Source organism: Cytobacillus massiliigabonensis (assembly GCF_900199725.1).
In the GTDB taxonomy this organism is placed as follows: Bacteria; Bacillota; Bacilli; order Bacillales; family Cytobacillaceae; genus Cytobacillus; species Cytobacillus massiliigabonensis.
This window is the reverse complement of the sequence record NZ_LT904904.1, coordinates 2,616,388-2,639,966: the sequence shown is the minus strand read 5'-3', so window position 1 is coordinate 2,639,966 and position 23,579 is coordinate 2,616,388. Positions and strand designations below refer to the sequence as shown.

Below are 23,579 nucleotides of genomic sequence, written 5' to 3'. Positions count from 1 at the left end.
TTCACAGGTTCATTCCATTGAGTTCGCGAGCCATTTCATTGCTGTGGATTGAAACAGTGAAAACTCCTCTTTATGAACAACATGTTTTCCGTATGTCACTTCATCAAATAGTCGTGCAAGGTGATAAAATTGTTCAGCCCATTCATGATTTACTTTGCGGAGTTCATCATAGTACTCCCAATTGGTCTTCCATATGCGGGCTACAAGCCATTCTTTTTCATGAAAATAGAGCAGTAAGGCTAAAAATAAATGGCGGGCAGCTAATGTATATTCACCGCTGGCTTCAAGTTTTTGCGATTCTGACAGATGTCTTTGAAAAGACCAATTTATTTCGCTCATTGATTGCAATGGCTTATTTACCCGCAGCATCCGATTTCTTCTTCTATTTCGAATGATTAAAAAAGCAATGATGCCAAGGATTATTATCATGATAATAATGATTCCAATCAGGATAGGTCCTGCTGCAGCACTTGAAGGAGCAAAGGAAGGAAATAAATCTGCTAGCAGATTGGCAAACCATTCCTTCGCCTTTTCCCACCATCTGGAAATCAATCCCTGTGATTCGTCGTAATAAGCCTGATATTCGCGTGCCTGAAGTATCTCTTCAAGCTCATCTCTTGCCTGGCTATCCTTTAACATAAATCGTCACCTTTTAATAAGACTTGTAATCTTCAATCATATCTTTAATATCATCTGCATCATGTCTTGTTTTCAAATCCAGATACATGACGGCGTATCCAACAGTTAATAGCATGGTCGTCAAAATGGTTGCTAAATTGACAATGATTGATAATAGAACGCTATTTCCTAAGAAGATTCCAAAGGTGAGTTCAATCGCACTGCTAATTGTTGCTATAATGATATAAAAGATGATATAAAGCCCCATGAGCAGCCATGTACGCTTTTTCGTAAGCCTCCAGCTTCGAGTAAAGCCAGGTGATTCCCGGTCAAGAACAACAGAGCCAAAGTAAAAACTCCAGCGAGTCAATAAATATCCAATCCCAACAGCAAAACCCAAAAATAATACAATAGCAAAAATGATCCCGATTGCCGGGTGGATGATTGCCCCGAAAACACCTGTAAAGCTGATCATAAGAATAGGTATAATGATTAATCCAAATATAATTAGACCAAATAAAATTGTGCTTCCTAAAATTGGCCAAAAACGGGAAAATGCTTCTTTAATGACAGAACCAACTGTATATTCCTCATTTTTTCGTATGTGATTTATAGCGAAAAGAACTGCTGCTTCAGCAACTGGGAACAATACGATTCCAAATAAACCAGTCAATATTAATGCAATATCAGCTCCAATAGAACTGTCGAGCGGGACGGCCGTTTCATCAAAACTCGAAAGAATTTGTTCAAACCAAATTTCCCCATTTCCTAGTTCCCTGAAAAAGCTGACCCCTGATAACAGCTGAATGATTGCTTGCAGTAAATAAATGGGTCCCATTAATATAAGTAAGATCATAAAAAAGTCTTTAAAGCGATTTTTACTTAAACTGAATGTATGATCTAATATTTCGCCAAAAGTTTTTGGCTTACTAAATTTCGTATCCAATAGCTGTAATCCTCCTAATTAAATTTTTTGTCATATCGCCTATTTTAACATTTTTCTGGCATTTATTGTGTAAAAACTTGTAAATTGATAGAAAACGCAGGGCATTGAGTTATAAAATTTAGGGGTCATTTGTCTGTATCGTATTTGTTTTGATAATGGGCTAGTGCAAGTAAAGGGAAAATAAAACGATAGCTGTGGTAGTGAATATAAAAGTCACCTGCCATTCCCTGTCCTTTAGGATAATCCGTAGTCCAGTCCTTATGATGGAGGTGATCCAATAAATAATTTATTCCAGCAATGATTGCTTTAGTCGGTTTATTAGAGACTGCGATTAAAGCATCAACCGCCCAAGCGGTGTGAGTCAGTGTGCTTGCGTTTAGTGGAACATAGGCTTGACTACTATCGCTTTTACACGATTCTCCCCAGCCGCCATCTGTATTTTGAATTGAAATTAGCCAATCGGTTGCTGCTTTAATGGAAGCATGTGTTTCTCTTACACCTGCTGAACGAAGACCGGTGATCGCAGCCCATGTTCCATAAATATAACAAATGCCCCACCTTCCATACCAAGAGCCATCCTTTTCTTGATCATGAAGGAGCCAATTCAATCCGCTCTTAATTGAATGATGATTATTTGATAAATTCGTATATAAGCATAGAAATTCCAGTGTTCTTCCTGTTAAGTCTGCTGAAGATGGATCTGACAGAAGAAATTCTGCTTTTTCAATCGGAAGCATTTTTACAAGGCTGCTGTTCGTATTTTTTTCAAATGCAGGCCAGCCTCCATCATCGTTCTGCATAGATAATGCCCATAGAACTCCCCTATCCCATGATTGGCGGTATTTAGGTTTTTTTTGCACACTTCTTGCAATTGCCCGTAAGGAAGAAGTTGTATCATCCACATCAGGATGAAGGGTATTATTGTCTGCAAATCCCCAGCCTCCGGGAAAGCCGGATGGATTATGTATGATCCAATCGCCATATTTATAATGCTGCTGACTAAGCAAGTAGTTGTTGGCTCTATCTACCATTTGTTCCTTTGAGGAGAGCCCTGCCTCTTGTAAGACATAGCTTATTAACGAAGTATTCCATACAGAGGCAGTTGTATACTGGATATGAATCTGACCGTTAATTTCACATTTCATTGATTTTATCCCCTTAACTGCCTTTATTATGATTGGATCCTTTTTGGAATAACCTAATGACAGCAAGGCAAAAATCATTAAAAAGGTAGAGCTAAAGTAGCCAAGAAATGTTCCATTCGCTTCGATACGTGCAAGCATATACTGTTTTGTTTGCTCTGTTGCTAGTTTATGAATGTAGCTTGGCAGTCCGATTAGATTTTTGATTGCTTTCTCTATTGTTGCATATAAAGAACGCCATTCTTCCATGTTATTAAAATAAACAGAATCGTTGCCATAGTGATCATCCTTTCGAGTGAATAAATCGGTTAAATCTGGACTGTTTTTCGTGCGAATACGATATTTTCGATCAGCTAGAATCATAAGTGGAGCCATATTTGCCCTGCCAAACACTGAAAAACTATAAAAATTTATCGGGAATGCAGGCGGCAGCAATATTAGTTCTATAGGCAACGGGAATCTAGCTGGCCATTTCAGCTGACCTGTCATCGCAAGCATGAGTTTTGTAAGCAGATGTACATTGTCTAAACCGCCATTTGCTAAAATAAACTGCCTTGCCTTTACTAACTCCAAATCCTCTTTGCTGTAATATCCGGAATATAAAAGTGCATAATAGGCCTCTGCGGTGGCTGTTATATTCCCTTTTCCTTCATCATAATAGAGCTTCCAAGCTCCGTTCTTCTCCTGTTTGCTTACTATTCGCTCTGTCAGCTGTTTGATTAAGATTTCATCATGAATTTCTAATGTCCTTAATAAAATGATCATATAACAATCAGTAGATATTCCTGTTTCGAACGGATAATTCCATGAACCATTAGCTAATTGATCCTGCTGCAGCTTATCAATTAGCTGGTTTATTCCTGCATTGATACGGCTCTTCATCATTTATTTTCCTCTCCCTGCTATTGGATATATACAAATACATATTCAGCAAATATACTAACCATTCATTAGGGGGTGATTGACATCAGTTGCATGTTTAAGAAACAAGATAAACCCCAACCTTCAGAACGGCTGATAAAAATAAAGAAGGAGCTGAAGAAAAGGGCTAAAAAAATAAAACAAACTGAAAATCTATCACATTGTGAAAAAGATATAATACAAAGGATTAGAACGGAGACGAATCGTTTAAATGAAAATAATGTAACTAGAACAAAAGCATATCTGGACTTTTACAATCGGCATCCAGAAATCCACTGGGCTTTTTTAGGTCATATGGTGTCCAGGAATGGTGGGTGGAATATGACGGACTTGAAGGGCGGGATTCTATCAAAGCTATTAACAAGCAAAGAAGCGAAATCATATTTTTCATTTTTAGAGCGTGGAAATTGGCTGATTTTTCAAGATGCTTTTCCACAGTTTTTGCTTTATGAAGAAAGCTTAAATAAAGGGAAGACTCTTTTTCACTTATTGCCCTATTTAAATGTTTCAATTTTCATGGAGGTTATTTGGGATGACTTCTGGAAGGAACAAGATGTATACCTTTTGACATTGGCTTTAATCGTTAATGAACAAAGCTATTTAGAAGCAAGAGTTTTGCAAAACTCTTCATTTAAAAAGAAGGTGTTTAATACATTAGAATTTAAGCTCCAGGAGTTCCTATCTATGAATCATATACTTTTCCCCTATTTACGGAATGGAAAGCTCAAGCTAACTGGACAAACATTACGTCATTTCGAAAGTTTACATGAGCGAATTTTACTAGGCAAGCGCTTATACAATTTACTGTTCAATAATTCTGAACGGTTTGTACTGACAATGCAATGGGCGAATGCTCATCCGCATACTGGTTCGCGAAAGGACTACTGGCCTCATGTCTTCCATGATGTGGATGAAGGAGTTCCTGGACGCATTTTAAAACCTAGGATAAAATCATGTCAAATTACCCAGGGCTCATCACGAATTTATAGCCCACGTTTAGAATTTGCTTGGAAAAACCAAAACCATCAAAGTGCAGAATTGGGAGATTGGTATAAAGATTGGGAGGTAATCTACTACTTAACTCATATGGAAGAAATAATAAATGGAGAGATTGAAAATGACTATTGCAAAACACTTGAAAGGCTCGAACTTGCGGTTATCACGAAAAAAGCCATTTCTTTTCGCGATGAATAACTGGATGAATTTCCTTCCAGTCGTCCTGTTTTCATCATTATATGGAACATACTTAGACCTTTATTTTATTGGCAGAGGACTTTATTCTTTTCCGGAAAGACCATTGCCCGAAATTTTCACCATTCATCTAGTTTTTACTCTCATAGGTCTTCCATTGCTGACTGTATTTTTCATCATTGTATGCAGCAGGTTAAATAAGTGGAAAATAGCGATTTTTATTCTAGCTTTAAGCCTGATCATGGCTGTTTTTGAAAAGCAAGCAGAAGCACTAGGGTTATTTGTGCATCATCATTCTTGGAAACATTGGTTTTCATTTATTGGTTACGTCATCTACCTCACAATGATCCTCTCTTTTTATAAGTTCATTACGTATATTAAAAAGTAAGCGGTCATTCTTAACCGCTTACTTTTTAGCTTTATATTCTTTCCATGCAGTAATTCCGCCTTCAAGCAAGGTAACGCTGTATTCTTTTTCAGCTAAAATTTCCGCACATTTTTTTGCTGAGTTTCCTGTCGTACAAGTAATGATTATTTCTTTATCCTTTGGCAGACTAGAAATTGACTCCGTATCATTTACATCAAAAATATGTGTTTTTTCGATATTTACACTATGTATATGTTGTTCTTTGATATGATAATGGTCGTATTTTTCTTCTGATCTAACATCTAAAACAAATAGTTCTTCATTCTTTTTTTGCCTATTGTCTAATTCAGCCGGTGTAATTATTTTCATTTAAAAAATTGCTCCTCTTCATAAGTATTTACCTCTTAATTATATAATAAATCCTCTTATCTAAGGATTGAATCTTTTGCATCGTGAATTGGAAATGCTAATGTTATGGAAGTGCCAATATCGATTTCACTCGTTACTGTTACGATTCCCTTCATGCTTTCTACGATCCGGTAAACAACCATCATGCCTAAGCCTGTCCCTTTTTGCCCCTTTAATGAGAAATAGGGCTCCCCAAGTCTTGCAATATGTTCAGGCTTCATGCCATGACCGGTATCGGTTATTTTAATATGGATCCGATTATGGTTTTCGTACGTTTGAATCGTTAATATTCCACCATCTGGCATGGCTTCGATGCTATTTTTAAAAATATTTAACAATACTTGATGGAACTTGTGGGGATCTCCTTTAATGGCACTTGCATGCTGAAAGAAGGTTTCAATTTCTACATTTTGCTTCAAGGTAAGCGGGCGTAATATATCATTACATTTTAAGATTGCATTATCAATGTTCATCAGGCATTCCTCTGTTAAATGCGGCTTCGCAAAGGTTAAATAATCATTAATGATGCCTGAAGCTCGGTTTGCTTCCTCTATAGCGTACATGGCATATGTTTTACTCTTCTCATTTGTTTGCTCATTTTCACCTATTAATTGCAGAAAGCCGATGACTGCGGTGAGCGGATTTCGTACTTCATGACTGATGCTTGCTGCTAAATGGCTGACGATTTCCATCTTTTCAAATTTCATTGCTTCTAGTTGCAGCACGAATGTAGTTCTGAGAATTTCTGAAAGATATGTAACAAAAAAAGTCGATATAACTAAAATGATTCCGTAAATGATAAACGCAATAAAATCATTGAAACCATATAATAAGCCAGGCATTAAATAGGCTATTACCGCATACACGAATGAAAAGGCAGAAACGATACTCAATTTAGTCCACAGCGATTTCTTCAAATAAAGCGGTGATATGACGAAAATTCCAATTGTTGAAATAAGGATTAGAAATAAGGATAGCCAAAATCCGTCTCCGCCGAGAACAAAGCGTACGGCAAGCAGAAAAAGCCCTAAACCAATTGTTACACGTTTCCCCCCATATAATCCTCCCAGAAGAAATGGGACAAATCGTAAATCGTAAATAAATCCATGTCCTACCGATACAGATAATAACAGGGAGATAACAATTTGACTACAAGCGATAAAAACAAAATAATAGTTCCATACAGAAGATTGTATAAATTTATTTTTATGCAATAGAAGCATATTTGTCAGTAAAACGAAAATAAGAATAAAAAGAAGATTGATCAGCAAGCCGTTCATCATTTCCATCGGGCACACTCCCTATGTCATACAACTTTCCTCTTATTTTACGTTCAGATTCTATATTTTGGCAAGATTATGATTTATTCGAATAATTATTTATTTGAAAAATATGATTCATTTAGTTATAAACACTTCAGATTTCTTGTTTATCTGACCAATATCTGTTTGACGGATCCATTTTGTTGCCACCCATTTTTCCCCTTTTAAAACGGGAATACTGCTATGCAAGGACATACGATCAACTTGACCATGGCTATTTCCATATTGGAAAAAAACAGCTGCTCCCTTTTTTGGAACGATTGATATGCCAGCCTTTGGGAAAATCGTTTCCCCGCCGGCTTCTACATCATTTAAATAGATTAAGAAAGTTGCGATCCGTTGGCCGCCCTTCTCCATGTCAATCTGATTGGCAGGAAAGAAATCAAAGTGAGCCTTATATTCCTCACCAATGTTATAATTCAATACTTGAAGACCTTCACCGTGTTCAAGTGGGTGGCTCGTAATTTCAGCTATTCGTCTTTCGATAGTAGAAATAAGAGTTGTTTCGTTTAAATGATAATAGGTTCCTTTGCTCGTTCTGCCAGGTACAGACTTTTTTTCTCCTGTTATTGGATCGATGATTTCAGATGGCTGAAGACGATTCGTCGACAAATGTATTAACTGGTCACATTCTTCTGTGCTAAGCACATTATCAAGATATGTGATGAATGGCTTGTCTATTTTCAAAAGCACTTTCATTTCACGGTCAGTTGTTGATATCATATTTCCCTTTTTAAAAGTATCTATAGCTTCATATATGTATGGTGTTTGATTGCCATCAGAGGTTTTTAGCGTTTGATTATTTAGGATACGTATCATTGTCGAATAAGCGAAGGCTTGATCAAATCCTTTTTTGACCATAGCCGCTGCAATTGATTCAGGATTTACACCGCTTTTTAATGTTTGCAGAATCCAGTCCTTCAGTTCATTTGAAATGCGGGTAATCTTTTCCATAATAAATTCTCCTTAAAGTTTAAATTGTTTTTATATTTAGACCTTTACCTATTATTATAGAACTTTTTAAGTCTTTCTGAAACTACTTACATCATGTATAGATAAAAAGCTAGCAAAAAAAACAGGTCAACTAGAAAACTAGTTGACCTTCCGATTTTTATTAACTCTTATTTAGTGCTACTCATTTCCTTCTGGAAAGAGCTTGCTGCATTGTATGGGTCATGTGCCTTCATGATGCCGGAAACGATCGCTACTCCAGCAATATTTATTTCGCGAAGAGCAGGCAAATGATTAAGTTTTATTCCGCCAATAGCAACTGCAGGGATTGAAACAGCATTTGTAATCGCTTCAAGCATTCCATCAGGTAAAACCTCGGCGTCGTCTTTGGAATGAGTCGGAAATACTGCACCTACTCCAATATAATCCGCCCCATTTCCCTCTGCTTCTTTTGCTTCTTCAATTGTTGAAACGGAGATTCCAACAATCATGGAAGAAGGAACAATATTTCTAACTGCAGCTAATGGAAGGTCGCTTTGTCCTACATGAACCCCATCAGCCCCAACAGCTAATGCGACATCTATACGATCATTAATGATTAGGGGAACATGATAGGAAGACAGCAAAGCTTTCAAGCGTTTTGCTTTTTCAAAAAAAATTTTTCCCGAAGCTTTTTTTTCTCGAAGCTGGACAATGGTGACCCCACCTTTTACAGCTTCTTCAACAGTAAGCAAAAGCTGGTCTAATGGCATTGATTCTTCTGTAACTAAATACAGCGTGTAGTTCGGCTTCATAATAAACGCACACCTTCTGCCCAGAGATGTTCATCCATAAGAAAGATTTCATCCATTAATTTCATTCTGTAAGTTCCGATTCCCTCTGTGTCATGGAGTGCTTGTTTAGCGCGTTCTCCTGCTAAGCTCATGACAGACATCCCTGCAATCGCAGCCGAAAACAAATCTTCGGTAACCCCTGCAAAGCATGCAATTAAGGACGCTGTCATACACCCTGTTCCGGTAATTCGAGTCAACCAGATATCCCCATTATCAATTTGGACCAACTCTTTTCCGTTTGATACAGTATCGATTTTCCCGCTAATTACTGTAATTGCCTGCAGCTCGGTTGCTGCATTATGTGCTAAATCTTTTAAGGGAATGGACAACGTTCCTGAATCAACCCCCCTAGTGCTAGCTTTTCCGCCAATTAAGGCAAATACCTCAGATGCATTTCCTCTAACAATCGACACTTTCACAAGCTCTATAAAGTCCTTTGCTCGATCTGTTCGAAATGGGGTCGCTCCTACACCAACTGGATCAAATACTACTGGTATCCCCTTTTTATTTGCTGCTTGCCCAGCTCGAACCATCGCTGCATAAGTTTCGTCATCAATGGTACCAAAGTTAATAACTAGGGCATTAGCTAGCTTCACCATATCTTCAACCTCTTCTATGCTTGTTGCCATGACAGGCGAGCCGCCTATCGCAAGCGTGGCATTGGCACAATCATTAATTGTTACCTGATTTGTAATATGGTGCACTAACGGGTTTTGTCCTCTTACATTGTTGAATAAGTTCATAATTTCTTGCTTTTGCATCAGCTAAATCCCCCTGCATGTTTACTTTGTCACTAAATCTGCTTTTTTATAAAGCTCGTAGAAATGATTCGTGGGTCCGTGCCCATTGCCTAGATTCAAACTATGTGTAATGGCTAATGTGATATATTTTTTTGCTTCTTGAACAGAGTCTATAAGTGAAATTCCTTTTGCTAGATTTGCAGCAATGGCAGATGACAATGTACAGCCTGTTCCATGCGTGTTTTTTGTATGAATGCGTGTTCCTTTAATCCAGGTGAAATTTTCCCCATCAAATAACAAGTCGTTCGGATCCCCGTTTAGATGCCCGCCTTTTAATAGGACAGCTTTGGCTCCTAGAGCATAAATGGAAAGACAGGCTTCCATCATATCGTCTGCTGAGTGAATATTATCCATTACAAGTACTTCTGCTTCAGGGATATTCGGTGTAATTAATGTTGCCAAAGGAATCATTTTTTCTTTTAACGCAGAAACAGCCTCGAGCTGAAGTAAATGATGCCCGCCTTTTGATACCATGACAGGATCAAGAACTACAAATCTAGGTTGATATTTTTGTAATGTTTGTGCAACTGCATCCACAGTTTCAGCAGATGATAGCATGCCAATTTTTACAGAATCCACTCGAATATCATCAAAGACAGCCTCTATTTGATCCTTTATTATAGAAATTTCAATATCTTGAACGGAGCGAACCTCTTGCGTGTTTTGGGCTGTCACAGCAGTTATTACCGACATTCCGTAAACCCCATGTGCCGAGAAAGCTTTTAAATCTGCCTGAATGCCGGCTCCGCCTCCAGAATCAGAGCCCGCGATTGTAAGTGCTGTTTTCATCGAGCATTCCTCCAATTGCCTTATTTCTAACTAATATTTTCAGCAAGCCATAGCCCATGAGCGCTCCAGTAAAAGAACTGATCATAAAAGCCGGAATAAAGCCAAACAATGCTGCTTCCTGACCTATTAACAAGATTGAAATTGGATAGGTGGCCATAGCTCCTAGTATCCCTGTTCCAATCACTTCGCCTAATGCAGCAAAAGTAAGCTTTCTTGTTTTTGAATAAAGAATGGCTGCCAAAAATGCCCCAATCATACTGCCGGGATAAGCAAAAATACTGCCAGTTCCGAGCATATTCCTTAATGTTGAGGAAATAGCTGCTTGAAAGACTGCATACCATGGACCAAGCAGAACAGCTGATAAGACGTTTGCAAAATGCTGTATCGGGAAAATCTTCGCGAAACCAACTGGAATATAGATGAGACTGCTTGATACAGTTGTAATGGCAGCAATAGCTGCAGTTAAGGTAAGTTTCTTTGTTTTATCCATTAACAATCATCCTTTAGAGCAGATTTATTCTGAAACGATATTTATAAATGCGTCTTTTACGTCCAATTTCTCCTTGATTACCTTTGATTCATATAGCCATCTAGCTACTTCATTCCAAGTTTTCTCCTCCTGGTATCCAAATGGCTTGTTTGACTCTTCCATCAATGGCAATAGCACTCGCAAACTTTCAATTTCCACATCTTTGTCTAATGGAAAGCTACCATTCTCATGATCTAGCAGCACTTTCAGAGCTGCATCAGGGTCCTTTTTAACATCCTCCTGAGCTTTTGTCACTGCTTGCCAAAACTTTTCGATGGCTGCTTTTTTCTTCTTTAACGTTTTTTCTCCAGTAACAACAACAAGCTCGTAGTTATCAGGAACACCGAAATCAGTTAGTTTGAGGATATCCATGTCATAGCCTTCTTTTTTTAACAGAACAAGCTCGTGATTAATATAGGCACCGGTTAGCGCATCCACATGATCTGTAGCAAGGGAGGACATTAAATCCCATCCAACATCGGTCATTTTCACTTTATTTATGTCTCCCCCATCTTTTTTCACCATCGTAGAAACGACTGCTTCATTAACAGAGGCTGACGGGTAACCAATATTTTTTCCTTCTAGATCCTTAGGTGATTGTATGCCGCTTTCCTTTTTAAACATGATGGCATCAAGAGAATGTCTGACAAGAGCAGCAACTGATACAACTGGAATCCCCTCTGCTCTTGAAACTAAAAGCTGGGTTTGGTAGCTGATTGCCAAATCTACCTTGCCAGTAGCGGCAAGCTTCAGTGGATCATTCGTATCTGCAGGCATTTCAATATTGACGTTTAGCCCCTCATCAGCAAAATAGCCTTTTTCCTTTGCGACATAAATGGCCGTATGTACAGCATTTGGATACCAATCGAGCATAATGCTAATATCTTCTGCTTTCTCCTTTTCTTTGCTAGTTGTATTTTCCTCCGAACAAGCTGTTAGAAGCATTGCTAGTATTACCAAAAGAAACCAAGTTCTTTTCATCCAAAATCCAACTCCTGTGTTAGTTATTCTGTATTTTTCCAATATAATGCTTTCTTTTCAATTGCCGACATAATGGCGAACAGAAGGATGCCAACGATCGTCAATATCGTGATGGCCGCAAAGACCCCTTCTGCATTTAAATTCCCAGACATACGTCTGCTGTAATACCCTAAACCTTCACTTGCTCCAAGCCATTCGCCAATCGTTGCTCCAACAAGTGCATACACAGTCGCGAGCTTCAACCCGGAGAAAAATGATGGCAAAGCCATTGGAATGTTTAGTTTAATAAATGTATGCCAGCGGTTGGCACCCATTGATCGAAGCAGTTCGATATATTCTTTGTCCCCAGACTTCAGTCCATCATATGTACCAACTACAATTGGAAAAAATGAAATTAAAATTGTTACGGCTACTTTGCTCCATATCGTATAGCCAAACCAAAGGACAAAGATTGGTGATAGGGCAATAATAGGCATCATTTGTGAAATTAGTACGGCAGGATATAACATTTTTTCAACTGTTTTAGAAAAAAACATCCAAACTGCAAGCAATACTCCACCGATAACGGAAATCAAAAAACCAATGAAAAATTCTAGCATGGTTGCACTTAAATGCTCCAAAACTAGCGGTCTCCAATTCTCCAGGATCATCGAAATCACATTGGTTGGTGCAGGTATTATAAATGATGGAATCATCTGTTTTCTGACGAGCCATTCAGTAATGATTAATAGTACACTTGCAAAAATAATAAATAGACTATATGTTTGAATCCATCTCTTAATCTGTTTCATTCGCAATCTTTTTCTCCAGTTTGTGACGCAATCCACATAATTCTGTTGAATGAAGCAGATCAGGATATCGTGGACGCGGCAGATTAACATTGATTTCTTCTACCTTTTTGTTCGGGTGCAGCAAGATGATTCGGTCACTAAGAAAACATGCTTCCTCCAGATCGTGGGTTATAAATAGGATCGTTTTGTTTAGCTCCTGCCAAATAGATAATAGCCAGGATTGCATTTCTTTTTTGGTAAGTGCGTCGAGAGCGCCAAACGGTTCATCTAGCAGCAGCAAGTCTTTGCCTGTCAGCAGAGCCCGAAGAAAAGCAGCACGCTGCCGCATTCCTCCAGACAATTGTTTTGGAAGTGCGTTTTCATATTCAATCAGCCCAACATGATTAAGCCATTTTCTCGCTTCTTCTTTAGTAATTTGCAAATCCTTTTTAAACTCTGCCGCAATCATAATATTGTCTATGATTGAACGCCATGGGAGCAGGAGATCCCGCTGTGGCATATAGCCAACGTCCCCAAGTGAAAGTCTTTTCCCATTTAAAGATATTTCACCTTCATCTTGTTTAAGAAGTCCAGTAACCAATTTTAGAATTGTGCTTTTACCTGTTCCGCTTTTGCCAATGAGAGAAACAAATTCACCTTGATTGATTTGCATATTTAATTTTGCAATCACTTTGTTGTGTTGCTTTCCATTATTTTTAAATGTATAGGAAACATTTTTTAGCACGAGTGCCATATTTTCACCCACTTACCTTCCTTCATATAGGCCAATCTTGTTTGTAATAGTTCATTTCCCAGAATAAATATTCGTATTTAGAAGTCATTTGGAAATGCTCCTCAAGGATTGCAAGCTCTCGTTCTGGTTTTCCTTCCGCTAATTCATCCATCAGATGGATAAGCCATTTGGCACCTGCTGCAAAGGTTTCTGAATCATATGTTTCAATCCATTTTCCATATCGATTTGTCTCAATTTGATCTCCATATTGATTTCTAAGCAATTTGCCGATCTCCCAATAATCCCATGCACATGGCAAGAGGCAGGCAACGACTTCAGCTAAACTGCCATTTTGAGCAACGTTTAACATATAGCGTGTATACGCAAGATTTACTGGTGTTGGCTTTGCTGCTGCCAGCTCCTCACGTGAAATACCGAATTCAGCAGCAAATTGACGATGTAGCTCCATTTCAAAGTTCAAAGTTTCATGAAGAATTTGAGCGAATTTCCCCATCGTATGTAGATCATGCGCTTTTAATACACCCGCTGCAAACAACTTCGCGTAATCGATTAAATATACATAGTCCTGTTTCATATAATGAATGAACTTCTCTTCATCCAACATGCCTTTCCCTAGCTCTTGGACAAAGGGATGATTGTGATTCTTCTCCCAAATCGGCTGAACATTTTCAAACAGTCTTTCAGTAAATTTTTTGGTTTTTACATTCTCCATTTTATATCCTCCTTGGATTATCAATTGAAGCAAAAATAAAACCGCTTCCCACATGCGGAAAGCGGTTAAATCATTAGGCACAAATAGCCGTAATCATTTTACCTACTTCCCTACGCTAGTATGATCTAGATCAGGTTCAAAGGGTTACTTCTCAGCCATAAGGCGCCCCTAGTAGAAATAGTATTTAATTATTATTTTAAAATAAAAACCCCCACTCTTAATGACATAGAGTGGGGGTTGATGATTTCATACATGTTCAACCATTTACCACTTCCCTACGCCAGTGTGAACTAGATCAGGTTCAAAGGGTTTAGAACGGCCGTTCAATCTCAGTCTTTTAACAAGACACCCCTAGTGTTTCTTATTTGAATTCAATTCATAGCATAACATGTATTTTGAATATTGCAAGCAAAATGATTAAATATTTAAAGCTTCTTCTAATACTTCTACACGCCAGCCAAATGGGTCTTCATGTGTTCCGTATTGAATACCTGTTAACGTATCATATAATTTCTTAGCAAGAACTCCTGTTTCTCCATCATTAATTTCTAGTTGTTCATCTCGCCAGAAGAATTCTCCAATTGGTGAGATGACAGCAGCAGTTCCTGTTCCAAATGCCTCTTCTAAAATCCCGTCTTTATGTGCTTGATAGATTTCCTCCATGGAGATTTTCCGTTCGGAGAAAGGGATATTCCAATATTTGATAAGCTTGATAATTGAATCACGAGTGACGCCGTCTAAGATGCTTCCATTCAAAATAGGTGTAACAACTTCCCCATTTATTTTGAAGAAAACATTCATGCTCCCGACTTCTTCGATATATTTCTTTTCTTTCCCATCTAGCCATAAGACTTGGGAATATCCAGCATTGCCTGCTACTTCTTGTGCCTTTAAACTGCCAGCGTAGTTGCCAGCTGTTTTAGCATTTCCGGTACCGCCTTGAACGGCGCGAACAAATTCTTGTTCAACGGAAATTTTCACAGGATTAATGCCTTCTTTATAATAAGCCCCAACAGGGGATAAAATGATCATAAATCGATAGCTGTTTGATGGTGCTACACCTAAGAATGGCTCTGTTGAGATGATAAACGGGCGTATATATAGAGAGGTGCCCTCATATGAAGGGATCCAATCTTTTTCAATTGTAAGCAACTGTTTTAATCCATATAATGCAAACTCTTCATCAATAGGAGGCATGCATAGTCTCGCATTTGAACGATTCAATCTTTCCATATTTTTCTTTGGTCTAAATAATAAAACTTGCCCTTCTTTTGAGAGATACGCCTTTAACCCTTCAAACACTGTTTGCCCATAATGAAATATCATTGCCGATGGTTCTAAAGTGACAGGTTGATAAGGAATAATTCGTGGATCATACCAGCCTTTTTCCGTAGAATAATCCATCACAAACATATGATCTGTAAAATGTCTTCCAAACTGAAGCTGGTCAAATGCCGGTTTTTGTTTTCTCGCTGCGGTTAAGTTGAATTCCATTTGATAGTCTCTCATCCTACTTCTTCTCCCTGTCTTTTTAATATGTAATTCTCATGATTTCTTTGCTCAAAAGCTTTGAAGTTTTATCAACTCTTTTAAGCGGTACTTAATAAAAGTGAAATATTTATTTTTACAATTATCCTCCAATTCATATACTTTGTCGAGTAATTTTATTAAAAAATTCGAAAAATAATTAATTATGTGTATCCGCCTGCAACTTTGTTTGAAAATAGTGGATGTGCTACTCGTCTACGCAGGGATTTTAATACTTAAGACCAAACTCAAACAGCAAATTATTAGCTAAAAAGAACTGATGTCGCCTGTTTTTTAAAACGTTGAATGTGCTATCTATGGATCGTTTATGAAGCCCGATTTTATTTGAAAACAAAAAATTGGTAGCCATGAAGCGGTCATGGAGCCCGATTTTATTTGAAAACAAAAAATTGGTAGCCATGGAGCGGTCATGGAGCCCAATTTTATAAGATAACAAAAAATTGGTAGCCATGAAGTGGTCATGGAGCCCGATTTTATTTGAAAACAAAAAATTGGTAGCCATGAAGCGGTCATGAAGCCCGATTTTATTTGAAAACAAAAAATTGGTAGCCATGAAGCGGTCATGAAGCCCGTTTTTATAAGATAACAAAAAATTGGTAGCCATGAAGCGGTCATGGAGCCCAATTTTAATAGAAGCCAATAATTTGGTAGCCATGAAGCAGTCAAGGAGCCCGTTTTTTTAATAAAACAAAAATTTGGTAGCCATGAAGTATTCTTACCGCAAAAAAAATATCAAAAAATGGTAAAAACAAATATTTGTTTATGCTTGCTAAATAAAAAAAATGCTCAATTACCCATTTTTACTAATAAAAAAAGGATGGTTCACTTAAACCATCCTTTTTCCTTCGACTGTGTGATTGCTTCTATACGGTTCTTAACCTCAAGCTTATCTAGTATTTGTGAAATATAATTTCTGACCGTTCCGGTTTTAATTTTAAGCTCGTCGGCAATTTCTTTTGTGTTTTTTCCATCTGCAACTAGCTCAAGGACCGCTTTCTCCCGTTCGGTAAGCGGATTTTCTTCACTATACACATCATCCATTAGTTCGGGTGCATAGATTCGTCTGCCAGTCATGACCATTCGAATGGAGCTAGCTAATTCTTCACTCGGGCTATCTTTCAGTAAATATCCGCTCACTCCTGCTTGGAGAGCCCTTTGAAAATACCCGGATCGTGCAAAGGTTGTTAAAATAATGACTTTGCAGCCGAATCCCTTTAACTCTTCAGCAGCCTCAAGTCCGCTTTTCTCAGGCATTTCAATATCCATGATACAAATTTCTGGTCGATGCTGCTTAACAAGAGTGACTGCCTCCTTTCCATTGTTTGCTTTTCCGACGACTTCCATATCTTCTTCTAGGTTGAGCAAGGATCCTAATGCACCTAGCATCATCCGCTGATCCTCAGCAATAACGATTCTAATCATATTCACTCCTCCTTTTTAGGTTTGTTTTACGACACTAGGTACTTTCATTGTAATTGTTGTGCCTTCATTCGATCTTACATCTAAGCTGCCGTTAACAAATTCTAGCCTTTCTTTAATTCCAAGCAGGCCACTGCCTTTAGAAAAGTAATATTGATCGGGAATTCCGATCCCATCATCCTTGATGATAATACATACTTCATTTGCTGTTTGCTCAAATTCAATTTGGCAGGTAGATGCCTTGCTATGTTTAACAACATTTGTAACTGCTTCTTTCAAACACATACTTAGAAGGTTTTCAAGAAATATGGATATATTTAAGCGATTCAAATCATTTTCTACAATGAGTGAGATTTCAGCTGCTTGAAGGATTTGTTTGACACGAATAATTTCTTCTTCCAAACGTATTCCTCGCATTTGCGAGACCATTGTACGAACTTCGTTTAAAGCTGTTCTTGCTGTTTGCTGCACATCCTTCATTTCACTTCGCGATGATTCAGGGTCTTTATATACAAGTCTTCTAGCGAGGTCACTTTTTAAGCCAATTAATGAGAGTTTTTGCCCTAATGTATCATGAAGATCTCTTGCAATTCGCTGGCGTTCCTCTTGCTTCACAAGCTCAGCAATTCGCTGATTTGCAACCTCTAGCTGTTCTTCCAGTTTCTCTTGCTTCTTTTTATTATAAAGATTAAATGGGAGAAGGATGACACTTATCCCAATAATAATAACAAACGGCAACTGCTTCAAAAACAATGGTTTCCCTAGGACTAAATTATAATTAATAGAAGCGATTGTAAACACAAGATGGATAATATAAAGCGTTAAGAAGGCAATTCTGTTTCTGATATTCCCATTATAGTAAGCGATATAGAATGCAAAATAGACAAATTGAAAAATAATCGTCATGGCGGTGGAGATGGCGATGAGGATACCTGTCCACAAATATACAGGCCATTTTTTCGAAAGAAAAGCCATTCGATAAGAAATAAAGAAGATAATTGTCAGTAAAATACCAATAATGACTTCAATTGTTGAAGAAGATTGAAAAATGAAATAAAACGGCAAAATGGCAAATACACTCCAAATATATGGAGATATGCCCGAGCTTTTTAATGTTGTAAAATATTTTTTTATCATACAATTCCCTCTTTATTTCACAAAAATAGGTGAAGTCCACTAAGTGGCCCCACCCATATTGTACTACTTTAACCTAGAAGCCATCTCGCTTTTTTTCGTATTTTGGAGATAATTTGTGATTTCTTTATATGCNCCATGGAGCGGTCATGGAGCCCAATTTTATAAGATAACAAAAAATTGGTAGCCATGAAGTGGTCATGGAGCCCGATTTTATTTGAAAACAAAAAATTGGTAGCCATGAAGCGGTCATGAAGCCCGATTTTATTTGAAAACAAAAAATTGGTAGCCATGAAGCGGTCATGAAGCCCGTTTTTATAAGATAACAAAAAATTGGTAGCCATGAAGCGGTCATGGAGCCCAATTTTAATAGAAGCCAATAATTTGGTAGCCATGAAGCAGTCAAGGAGCCCGTTTTTTTAATAAAACAAAAATTTGGTAGCCATGAAGTATTCTTACCGCAAAAAAAATATCAAAAAATGGTAAAAACAAATATTTGTTTATGCTTGCTAAATAAAAAAAATGCTCAATTACCCATTTTTACTAATAAAAAAAGGATGGTTCACTTAAACCATCCTTTTTCCTTCGACTGTGTGATTGCTTCTATACGGTTCTTAACCTCAAGCTTATCTAGTATTTGTGAAATATAATTTCTGACCGTTCCGGTTTTAATTTTAAGCTCGTCGGCAATTTCTTTTGTGTTTTTTCCATCTGCAACTAGCTCAAGGACCGCTTTCTCCCGTTCGGTAAGCGGATTTTCTTCACTATACACATCATCCATTAGTTCGGGTGCATAGATTCGTCTGCCAGTCATGACCATTCGAATGGAGCTAGCTAATTCTTCACTCGGGCTATCTTTCAGTAAATATCCGCTCACTCCTGCTTGGAGAGCCCTTTGAAAATACCCGGATCGTGCAAAGGTTGTTAAAATAATGACTTTGCAGCCGAATCCCTTTAACTCTTCAGCAGCCTCAAGTCCGCTTTTCTCAGGCATTTCAATATCCATGATACAAATTTCTGGTCGATGCTGCTTAACAAGAGTGACTGCCTCCTTTCCATTGTTTGCTTTTCCGACGACTTCCATATCTTCTTCTAGGTTGAGCAAGGATCCTAATGCACCTAGCATCATCCGCTGATCCTCAGCAATAACGATTCTAATCATATTCACTCCTCCTTTTTAGGTTTGTTTTACGACACTAGGTACTTTCATTGTAATTGTTGTGCCTTCATTCGATCTTACATCTAAGCTGCCGTTAACAAATTCTAGCCTTTCTTTAATTCCAAGCAGGCCACTGCCTTTAGAAAAGTAATATTGATCGGGAATTCCGATCCCATCATCCTTGATGATAATACATACTTCATTTGCTGTTTGCTCAAATTCAATTTGGCAGGTAGATGCCTTGCTATGTTTAACAACATTTGTAACTGCTTCTTTCAAACACATACTTAGAAGGTTTTCAAGAAATATGGATATATTTAAGCGATTCAAATCATTTTCTACAATGAGTGAGATTTCAGCTGCTTGAAGGATTTGTTTGACACGAATAATTTCTTCTTCCAAACGTATTCCTCGCATTTGCGAGACCATTGTACGAACTTCGTTTAAAGCTGTTCTTGCTGTTTGCTGCACATCCTTCATTTCACTTCGCGATGATTCAGGGTCTTTATATACAAGTCTTCTAGCGAGGTCACTTTTTAAGCCAATTAATGAGAGTTTTTGCCCTAATGTATCATGAAGATCTCTTGCAATTCGCTGGCGTTCCTCTTGCTTCACAAGCTCAGCAATTCGCTGATTTGCAACCTCTAGCTGTTCTTCCAGTTTCTCTTGCTTCTTTTTATTATAAAGATTAAATGGGAGAAGGATGACACTTATCCCAATAATAATAACAAACGGCAACTGCTTCAAAAACAATGGTTTCCCTAGGACTAAATTATAATTAATAGAAGCGATTGTAAACACAAGATGGATAATATAAAGCGTTAAGAAGGCAATTCTGTTTCTGATATTCCCATTATAGTAAGCGATATAGAATGCAAAATAGACAAATTGAAAAATAATCGTCATGGCGGTGGAGATGGCGATGAGGATACCTGTCCACAAATATACAGGCCATTTTTTCGAAAGAAAAGCCATTCGATAAGAAATAAAGAAGATAATTGTCAGTAAAATACCAATAATGACTTCAATTGTTGAAGAAGATTGAAAAATGAAATAAAACGGCAAAATGGCAAATACACTCCAAATATATGGAGATATGCCCGAGCTTTTTAATGTTGTAAAATATTTTTTTATCATACAATTCCCTCTTTATTTCACAAAAATAGGTGAAGTCCACTAAGTGGCCCCACCCATATTGTACTACTTTAACCTAGAAGCCATCTCGCTTTTTTTCGTATTTTGGAGATAATTTGTGATTTCTTTATATGCGACAAATTTCTTTTCTTTTTCATCCCAAAGGTGAAATTTAAGGGATTGCAAGCTTGTACTTAGAGTGATAGTTGGAACATTTTTTAGCGGTTCCGTATTATTATGTGCCTCTTCCAGCTTATAGTTTGGCACTCTCGGACTTAAATGATGAACATGGTGATAGCCAATATTCCCTGTAATCCATTGCAATGGTTTTGGGAGTTTATAGAATGAGCTTCCTTCAACAGCTGCTTTTACATATTCCCATTCCGCATCTTCCTCGAAATAGGAATCTTCAAATGTATGCTGTACGTAAAAAAGCCAGATTCCCGCAGCGCCAGAAATTAAGAAAATTGGTGATTGAACGAGGAGAAATGCTTCCCAGCCAATTCCCCAGCATAAGAGACCATATAAGGCAACAATTGAAACATTCGTCAAGTACGTATTCATTCGCTCTTTCGTACGAGCACCTTTTCTGTTAAACCGATTCTTAATAAGGAAGACATATATGGGACCAAGTCCAAACATAATAATTGGATTTCTGTACAAACGATAGGAAATTTTTTGCCAGAAAGATGCTGCCATGTATTCATCAACAGTAAGCATCCAAATATCGCCTACCCCACGCTTATCTAAATTGCTGCTAGTTGCATGGTGAACAGAATGGTCATGCTGCCATTGGCTATAAGGGAAAATGGTGATGATCCCAGTAATCGTCCCAATAATTTTGTTTGCCGTCCGGTTTTTAAAAAAAGAATGGTGGCAGCAATCATGAAAAATAATGAATATCCTTACTAAAAAGCCCGCGGCTAATACAGAAATAATAAGTGTCAAAATATAGGATACGGATAAGCTCTTATATGCCAAAAACCAAAGACCGATAAAAGGTAAAATGGTGTTAATCAGCTGCCAAACACTTTCTTTCGTATTCGCTTTTTCATACGGGGCCATTTGCTTCTTTAAATGAATTTGTTTTTGTTTGGTCATAATCATTGTATCCTTCCGCCGTTTTAATGATAATACTATAGAAGATAAGTTTGAATTTGAAGACACACGTGTCATGCACACCACATGATAAGTGTCATGTTTTAAAAAGGATTATTACGAAGAAGCGAGGAGTTTTATTATGAAAAACCTAGTAGATAGTATGCTTCATAAAGCAAAGGTAACGTACAATCAAGCAAATGCAAAAATGAAAGAAAGATTCTATAGCCTTACTGGTGCTAATGCAGCCTCGGTAAAAGAAATAGCAGATTTTATTAAGAATCACCCTGAAAGCAAAGTGATAAAAAAGGACTATTTAGGTTTACAGTTTACTTTTTACGAAATAGTATTGGATGGGTTTCATTATTATTTAGAAATGAAACATTCATCGATATTACAAGTGGATGTACAAGCACGAGATGAGCAGATCGTTGCCTATCGTTCTTATCGGGATAAGTATTCCTTACTTACGCCTATAAAATTCCCAGTTTTTGAAAAATAAAAAAAGCAGGGGTTGCCCTGCTTTTAAGAAAATAGACTCTTAATTCCTTCAATTAAATTTTTAAAGAAATCCCCAATCGCCTGAAGGAAGCCCTTATCGCCGACTGCTTCTTCAAGTCGAGTCTGTATTTCTTTTGATAAATCTTCAAGCTGTGATTTTACATTGTCAAAGTTTATATTTAGATTGCGCATTTTTTCAAATAGATCAATAAGCAGCTGGCGATCGTCAGGACTTAATTTGATTTCCAGGGTCTTTAATTGCTCATTGATTATCTGTTCTATATCCTCTTTTGTTGCAGGGTTTTGTGCAGCAATTTCTTTCTTAATTTCCGTTAAAAGTTCAGAAATTTTGTCTTTATCCAGCCCTTCCTGCTGTGCTAATTTAGATGCTAGGCTTAATTCTTCATTGGCTACTTCTGTATGTTCTGTATTTAATTCAGTTCCTTCGCCCTCGTCATATGCTTTATAGATTCCGACAAGAGCTGAATGACCGCTTACTTTTACGGGTGAAGCCACATCAACGACCGCATCTTGAATGCCTGCAGTTAAAAGGGCATTTGCATACATCTCATCTGAAACTTCTGTGATGTTTTCTGGTGTCACTTGATTAATATAGAGACCAGAGCCAGAATCCTTCAGTGTAATTTTGGCAGACGAATACATATTAGAATGTTTGTTTCCTTTTATATAGCGTTCTAAATCTTCTCCACTGACTGTTAGTTCCTTCACCATTTTTGGATCTTTTACACCTAATAATTTGCGGACCTCTTCCTTTTGTGCAGGTGTTAAGGCTGAGCCATATACAACAACTGGCAGACCGAACTTTTCGTCAATACTATCTTCGTCATTTTTATTATCTCCATTGGAGGCAAGTGCACTTGTTGAAATTGCCATTGTCAGAAGGAATAATAAAGCTATTACAATCCATTTCCTGGTATTTTTGAACATATTATACAACTCCTCTTATTTATTTTCCTCAACCGTTTCAGCCAATTTGAAAAGGAAACGGTAAACAAGAACAAGGACTTCACCGATAGTTAAGTCTTCATTGAATCCTTTTACATTATTCAATGCGAAGTTGAAATCCCATAATCCATCAGTCTGGTTAAATAGTAAACTTACTTTTATTTTACCAATTAATTCCTGTTCCAAGTAGGCTTTGATTTCTTTTTCATATTTTTTTTGAAGCTTTAAACCAAGCATGACTTCATATGTACGAAAGATATCATCTACTTCAAGACAGATTGATTCAGCATGTATCATTGGAAAATAGGCTGATTCAATATAAATAAATTCATTAAGATTCTTTTTAAAATAATGAATAGGCTGATTTAAAAAGCTTGCAGACTCTTCTCCGAGAAACTCTTCTGTTTCTTTATCGCTCCGTTCAATATACGCATCATTGAAACGCGCAACGGGATCTATTTCGATTATTGTTCTTGTTTCATCGATAAGCTCATGCTTCCTTGCATATTCGATTTCTTCTTTAAATGCTTTTGTTTTTTCATCAGAAAAATAATTTGTTATTTTTGTATTTAGCATAATTACACCT

The 23,579-nt window shown here is 37.4% G+C and carries 25 protein-coding genes and 2 riboswitches; of the genes, 3 read left to right on the top strand and 22 right to left on the bottom strand.

Annotation, left to right across the window (positions count from 1 at the left end):
* Positions 1-9 precede the first annotated feature (9 nt).
* The 3 genes from C1726_RS24215 to shc form a co-directional block, all read right to left on the bottom strand.
* Positions 10-639 carry a DUF4129 domain-containing protein gene (locus tag C1726_RS24215; RefSeq protein ID WP_102275496.1) on the bottom strand — a complete coding sequence of 210 codons (630 nt, stop codon included), beginning with the start codon at positions 637-639 and terminating at the stop codon, positions 10-12.
* A gap of 13 nt (positions 640-652) precedes the next feature.
* A complete protein-coding gene (locus tag C1726_RS24210; protein WP_102275495.1) occupies positions 653-1,564 on the bottom strand; it encodes a hypothetical protein in 912 nt (303 codons plus the stop codon).
* A 125-nt stretch (positions 1,565-1,689) separates the two neighbouring features.
* Positions 1,690-3,591 carry a squalene--hopene cyclase gene (shc, locus tag C1726_RS24205; RefSeq protein ID WP_407642065.1) on the bottom strand — a complete coding sequence of 634 codons (1,902 nt, stop codon included), beginning with the start codon at positions 3,589-3,591 and terminating at the stop codon, positions 1,690-1,692.
* A 90-nt stretch (positions 3,592-3,681) separates the two neighbouring features.
* Between shc and C1726_RS24200 the strand changes: the two genes are divergently transcribed.
* A complete protein-coding gene (locus tag C1726_RS24200) occupies positions 3,682-4,821 on the top strand; it encodes a DUF2515 domain-containing protein (RefSeq protein ID WP_102275494.1) in 1,140 nt (379 codons plus the stop codon).
* Entirely contained in the window at positions 4,745-5,206 is a 462-nt protein-coding gene (locus tag C1726_RS24195; protein WP_235822838.1) for a CBO0543 family protein, read from the top strand. Before C1726_RS24200 ends, C1726_RS24195 begins: the two co-directional genes overlap by 77 nt.
* A gap of 18 nt (positions 5,207-5,224) precedes the next feature.
* Here C1726_RS24195 and C1726_RS24190 read toward each other — a convergent pair whose 3' ends face one another.
* The 17 genes from C1726_RS24190 to C1726_RS24110 form a co-directional block, all read right to left on the bottom strand.
* A complete protein-coding gene (locus C1726_RS24190; RefSeq protein WP_102275493.1) occupies positions 5,225-5,554 on the bottom strand; it encodes a rhodanese-like domain-containing protein in 330 nt (109 codons plus the stop codon).
* Between the two features lie 56 nt (positions 5,555-5,610).
* Positions 5,611-6,882 carry a sensor histidine kinase gene (locus tag C1726_RS24185; RefSeq protein ID WP_102275492.1) on the bottom strand — a complete coding sequence of 424 codons (1,272 nt, stop codon included), beginning with the start codon at positions 6,880-6,882 and terminating at the stop codon, positions 5,611-5,613.
* 108 nt (positions 6,883-6,990) lie between these two features.
* Positions 6,991-7,869: a 2OG-Fe(II) oxygenase gene (locus C1726_RS24180; RefSeq protein WP_102275491.1), complete on the bottom strand. Its 879-nt coding sequence runs from the start codon at positions 7,867-7,869 to the stop codon at positions 6,991-6,993.
* A 167-nt stretch (positions 7,870-8,036) separates the two neighbouring features.
* Complete coding sequence (gene thiE / locus C1726_RS24175) at positions 8,037-8,660, bottom strand: thiamine phosphate synthase (protein WP_102275490.1); 624 nt, start codon at positions 8,658-8,660, stop codon at positions 8,037-8,039.
* Positions 8,657-9,460, bottom strand: coding sequence for a hydroxyethylthiazole kinase (thiM, locus tag C1726_RS24170; RefSeq protein ID WP_102275489.1), 804 nt, complete (start codon positions 9,458-9,460; stop codon positions 8,657-8,659). Before thiM ends, thiE begins: the two co-directional genes overlap by 4 nt.
* A 21-nt stretch (positions 9,461-9,481) precedes the next feature.
* Positions 9,482-10,288 (bottom strand): bifunctional hydroxymethylpyrimidine kinase/phosphomethylpyrimidine kinase, encoded by an 807-nt coding sequence (thiD, locus tag C1726_RS24165; protein ID WP_102275488.1) that lies wholly within the window; start codon positions 10,286-10,288, stop codon positions 9,482-9,484.
* Positions 10,257-10,778, bottom strand: coding sequence for an energy coupling factor transporter S component ThiW (gene thiW / locus C1726_RS24160; protein ID WP_102275487.1), 522 nt, complete (start codon positions 10,776-10,778; stop codon positions 10,257-10,259). The genes thiD and thiW overlap by 32 nt, the downstream gene beginning before the upstream one ends.
* Before the next feature lie 24 nt (positions 10,779-10,802).
* Positions 10,803-11,798, bottom strand: coding sequence for an ABC transporter substrate-binding protein (locus C1726_RS24155; RefSeq protein ID WP_102275486.1), 996 nt, complete (start codon positions 11,796-11,798; stop codon positions 10,803-10,805).
* A gap of 23 nt (positions 11,799-11,821) precedes the next feature.
* Positions 11,822-12,589: an ABC transporter permease gene (locus C1726_RS24150; RefSeq protein ID WP_102275485.1), complete on the bottom strand. Its 768-nt coding sequence runs from the start codon at positions 12,587-12,589 to the stop codon at positions 11,822-11,824.
* Positions 12,576-13,334, bottom strand: a complete 759-nt coding sequence (locus tag C1726_RS24145; protein ID WP_322091012.1) for an ABC transporter ATP-binding protein — start codon at positions 13,332-13,334, stop codon at positions 12,576-12,578. The genes C1726_RS24150 and C1726_RS24145 overlap by 14 nt, the downstream gene beginning before the upstream one ends.
* 10 nt (positions 13,335-13,344) lie before the next feature.
* Entirely contained in the window at positions 13,345-14,034 is a 690-nt protein-coding gene (tenA, locus tag C1726_RS24140) for a thiaminase II (RefSeq protein WP_102275484.1), read from the bottom strand.
* A gap of 90 nt (positions 14,035-14,124) precedes the next feature.
* Positions 14,125-14,214, bottom strand: a riboswitch (TPP riboswitch).
* Positions 14,215-14,289: 75 nt separating this feature from the next.
* A riboswitch (TPP riboswitch) is annotated at positions 14,290-14,397 on the bottom strand.
* A gap of 54 nt (positions 14,398-14,451) precedes the next feature.
* Complete coding sequence (locus C1726_RS24135) at positions 14,452-15,543, bottom strand: branched-chain amino acid aminotransferase (RefSeq protein WP_102275483.1); 1,092 nt, start codon at positions 15,541-15,543, stop codon at positions 14,452-14,454.
* 861 nt (positions 15,544-16,404) lie between these two features.
* Positions 16,405-17,004 (bottom strand): response regulator transcription factor, encoded by a 600-nt coding sequence (locus C1726_RS24130; protein ID WP_102275482.1) that lies wholly within the window; start codon positions 17,002-17,004, stop codon positions 16,405-16,407.
* Between the two features lie 15 nt (positions 17,005-17,019).
* Positions 17,020-18,138: a sensor histidine kinase gene (locus tag C1726_RS24125; RefSeq protein WP_180968292.1), complete on the bottom strand. Its 1,119-nt coding sequence runs from the start codon at positions 18,136-18,138 to the stop codon at positions 17,020-17,022.
* Positions 18,139-18,697: 559 nt separating this feature from the next.
* Positions 18,698-19,297, bottom strand: a complete 600-nt coding sequence (locus C1726_RS24120) for a response regulator transcription factor (RefSeq protein ID WP_102275482.1) — start codon at positions 19,295-19,297, stop codon at positions 18,698-18,700.
* Positions 19,298-19,312: 15 nt separating this feature from the next.
* Positions 19,313-20,431 (bottom strand): sensor histidine kinase, encoded by a 1,119-nt coding sequence (locus C1726_RS24115; RefSeq protein WP_180968292.1) that lies wholly within the window; start codon positions 20,429-20,431, stop codon positions 19,313-19,315.
* 63 nt (positions 20,432-20,494) lie between these two features.
* On the bottom strand, positions 20,495-21,529 hold the full coding sequence (locus tag C1726_RS24110; protein ID WP_102275921.1) for a fatty acid desaturase: 1,035 nt from the start codon (positions 21,527-21,529) through the stop codon (positions 20,495-20,497).
* A gap of 139 nt (positions 21,530-21,668) precedes the next feature.
* On the opposite strand from C1726_RS24110, the gene C1726_RS24105 reads away from it, so the two are divergent.
* Positions 21,669-22,028, top strand: coding sequence for a hypothetical protein (locus tag C1726_RS24105; protein ID WP_102275481.1), 360 nt, complete (start codon positions 21,669-21,671; stop codon positions 22,026-22,028).
* Between the two features lie 23 nt (positions 22,029-22,051).
* Here C1726_RS24105 and C1726_RS24100 read toward each other — a convergent pair whose 3' ends face one another.
* On the bottom strand, positions 22,052-22,975 hold the full coding sequence (locus C1726_RS24100; RefSeq protein ID WP_102275480.1) for a DUF1002 domain-containing protein: 924 nt from the start codon (positions 22,973-22,975) through the stop codon (positions 22,052-22,054).
* A 15-nt stretch (positions 22,976-22,990) separates the two neighbouring features.
* Positions 22,991-23,569: a branched-chain amino acid aminotransferase gene (locus C1726_RS24095; protein WP_102275479.1), complete on the bottom strand. Its 579-nt coding sequence runs from the start codon at positions 23,567-23,569 to the stop codon at positions 22,991-22,993.
* Between the last annotated feature and the right edge of the window lie 10 nt (positions 23,570-23,579).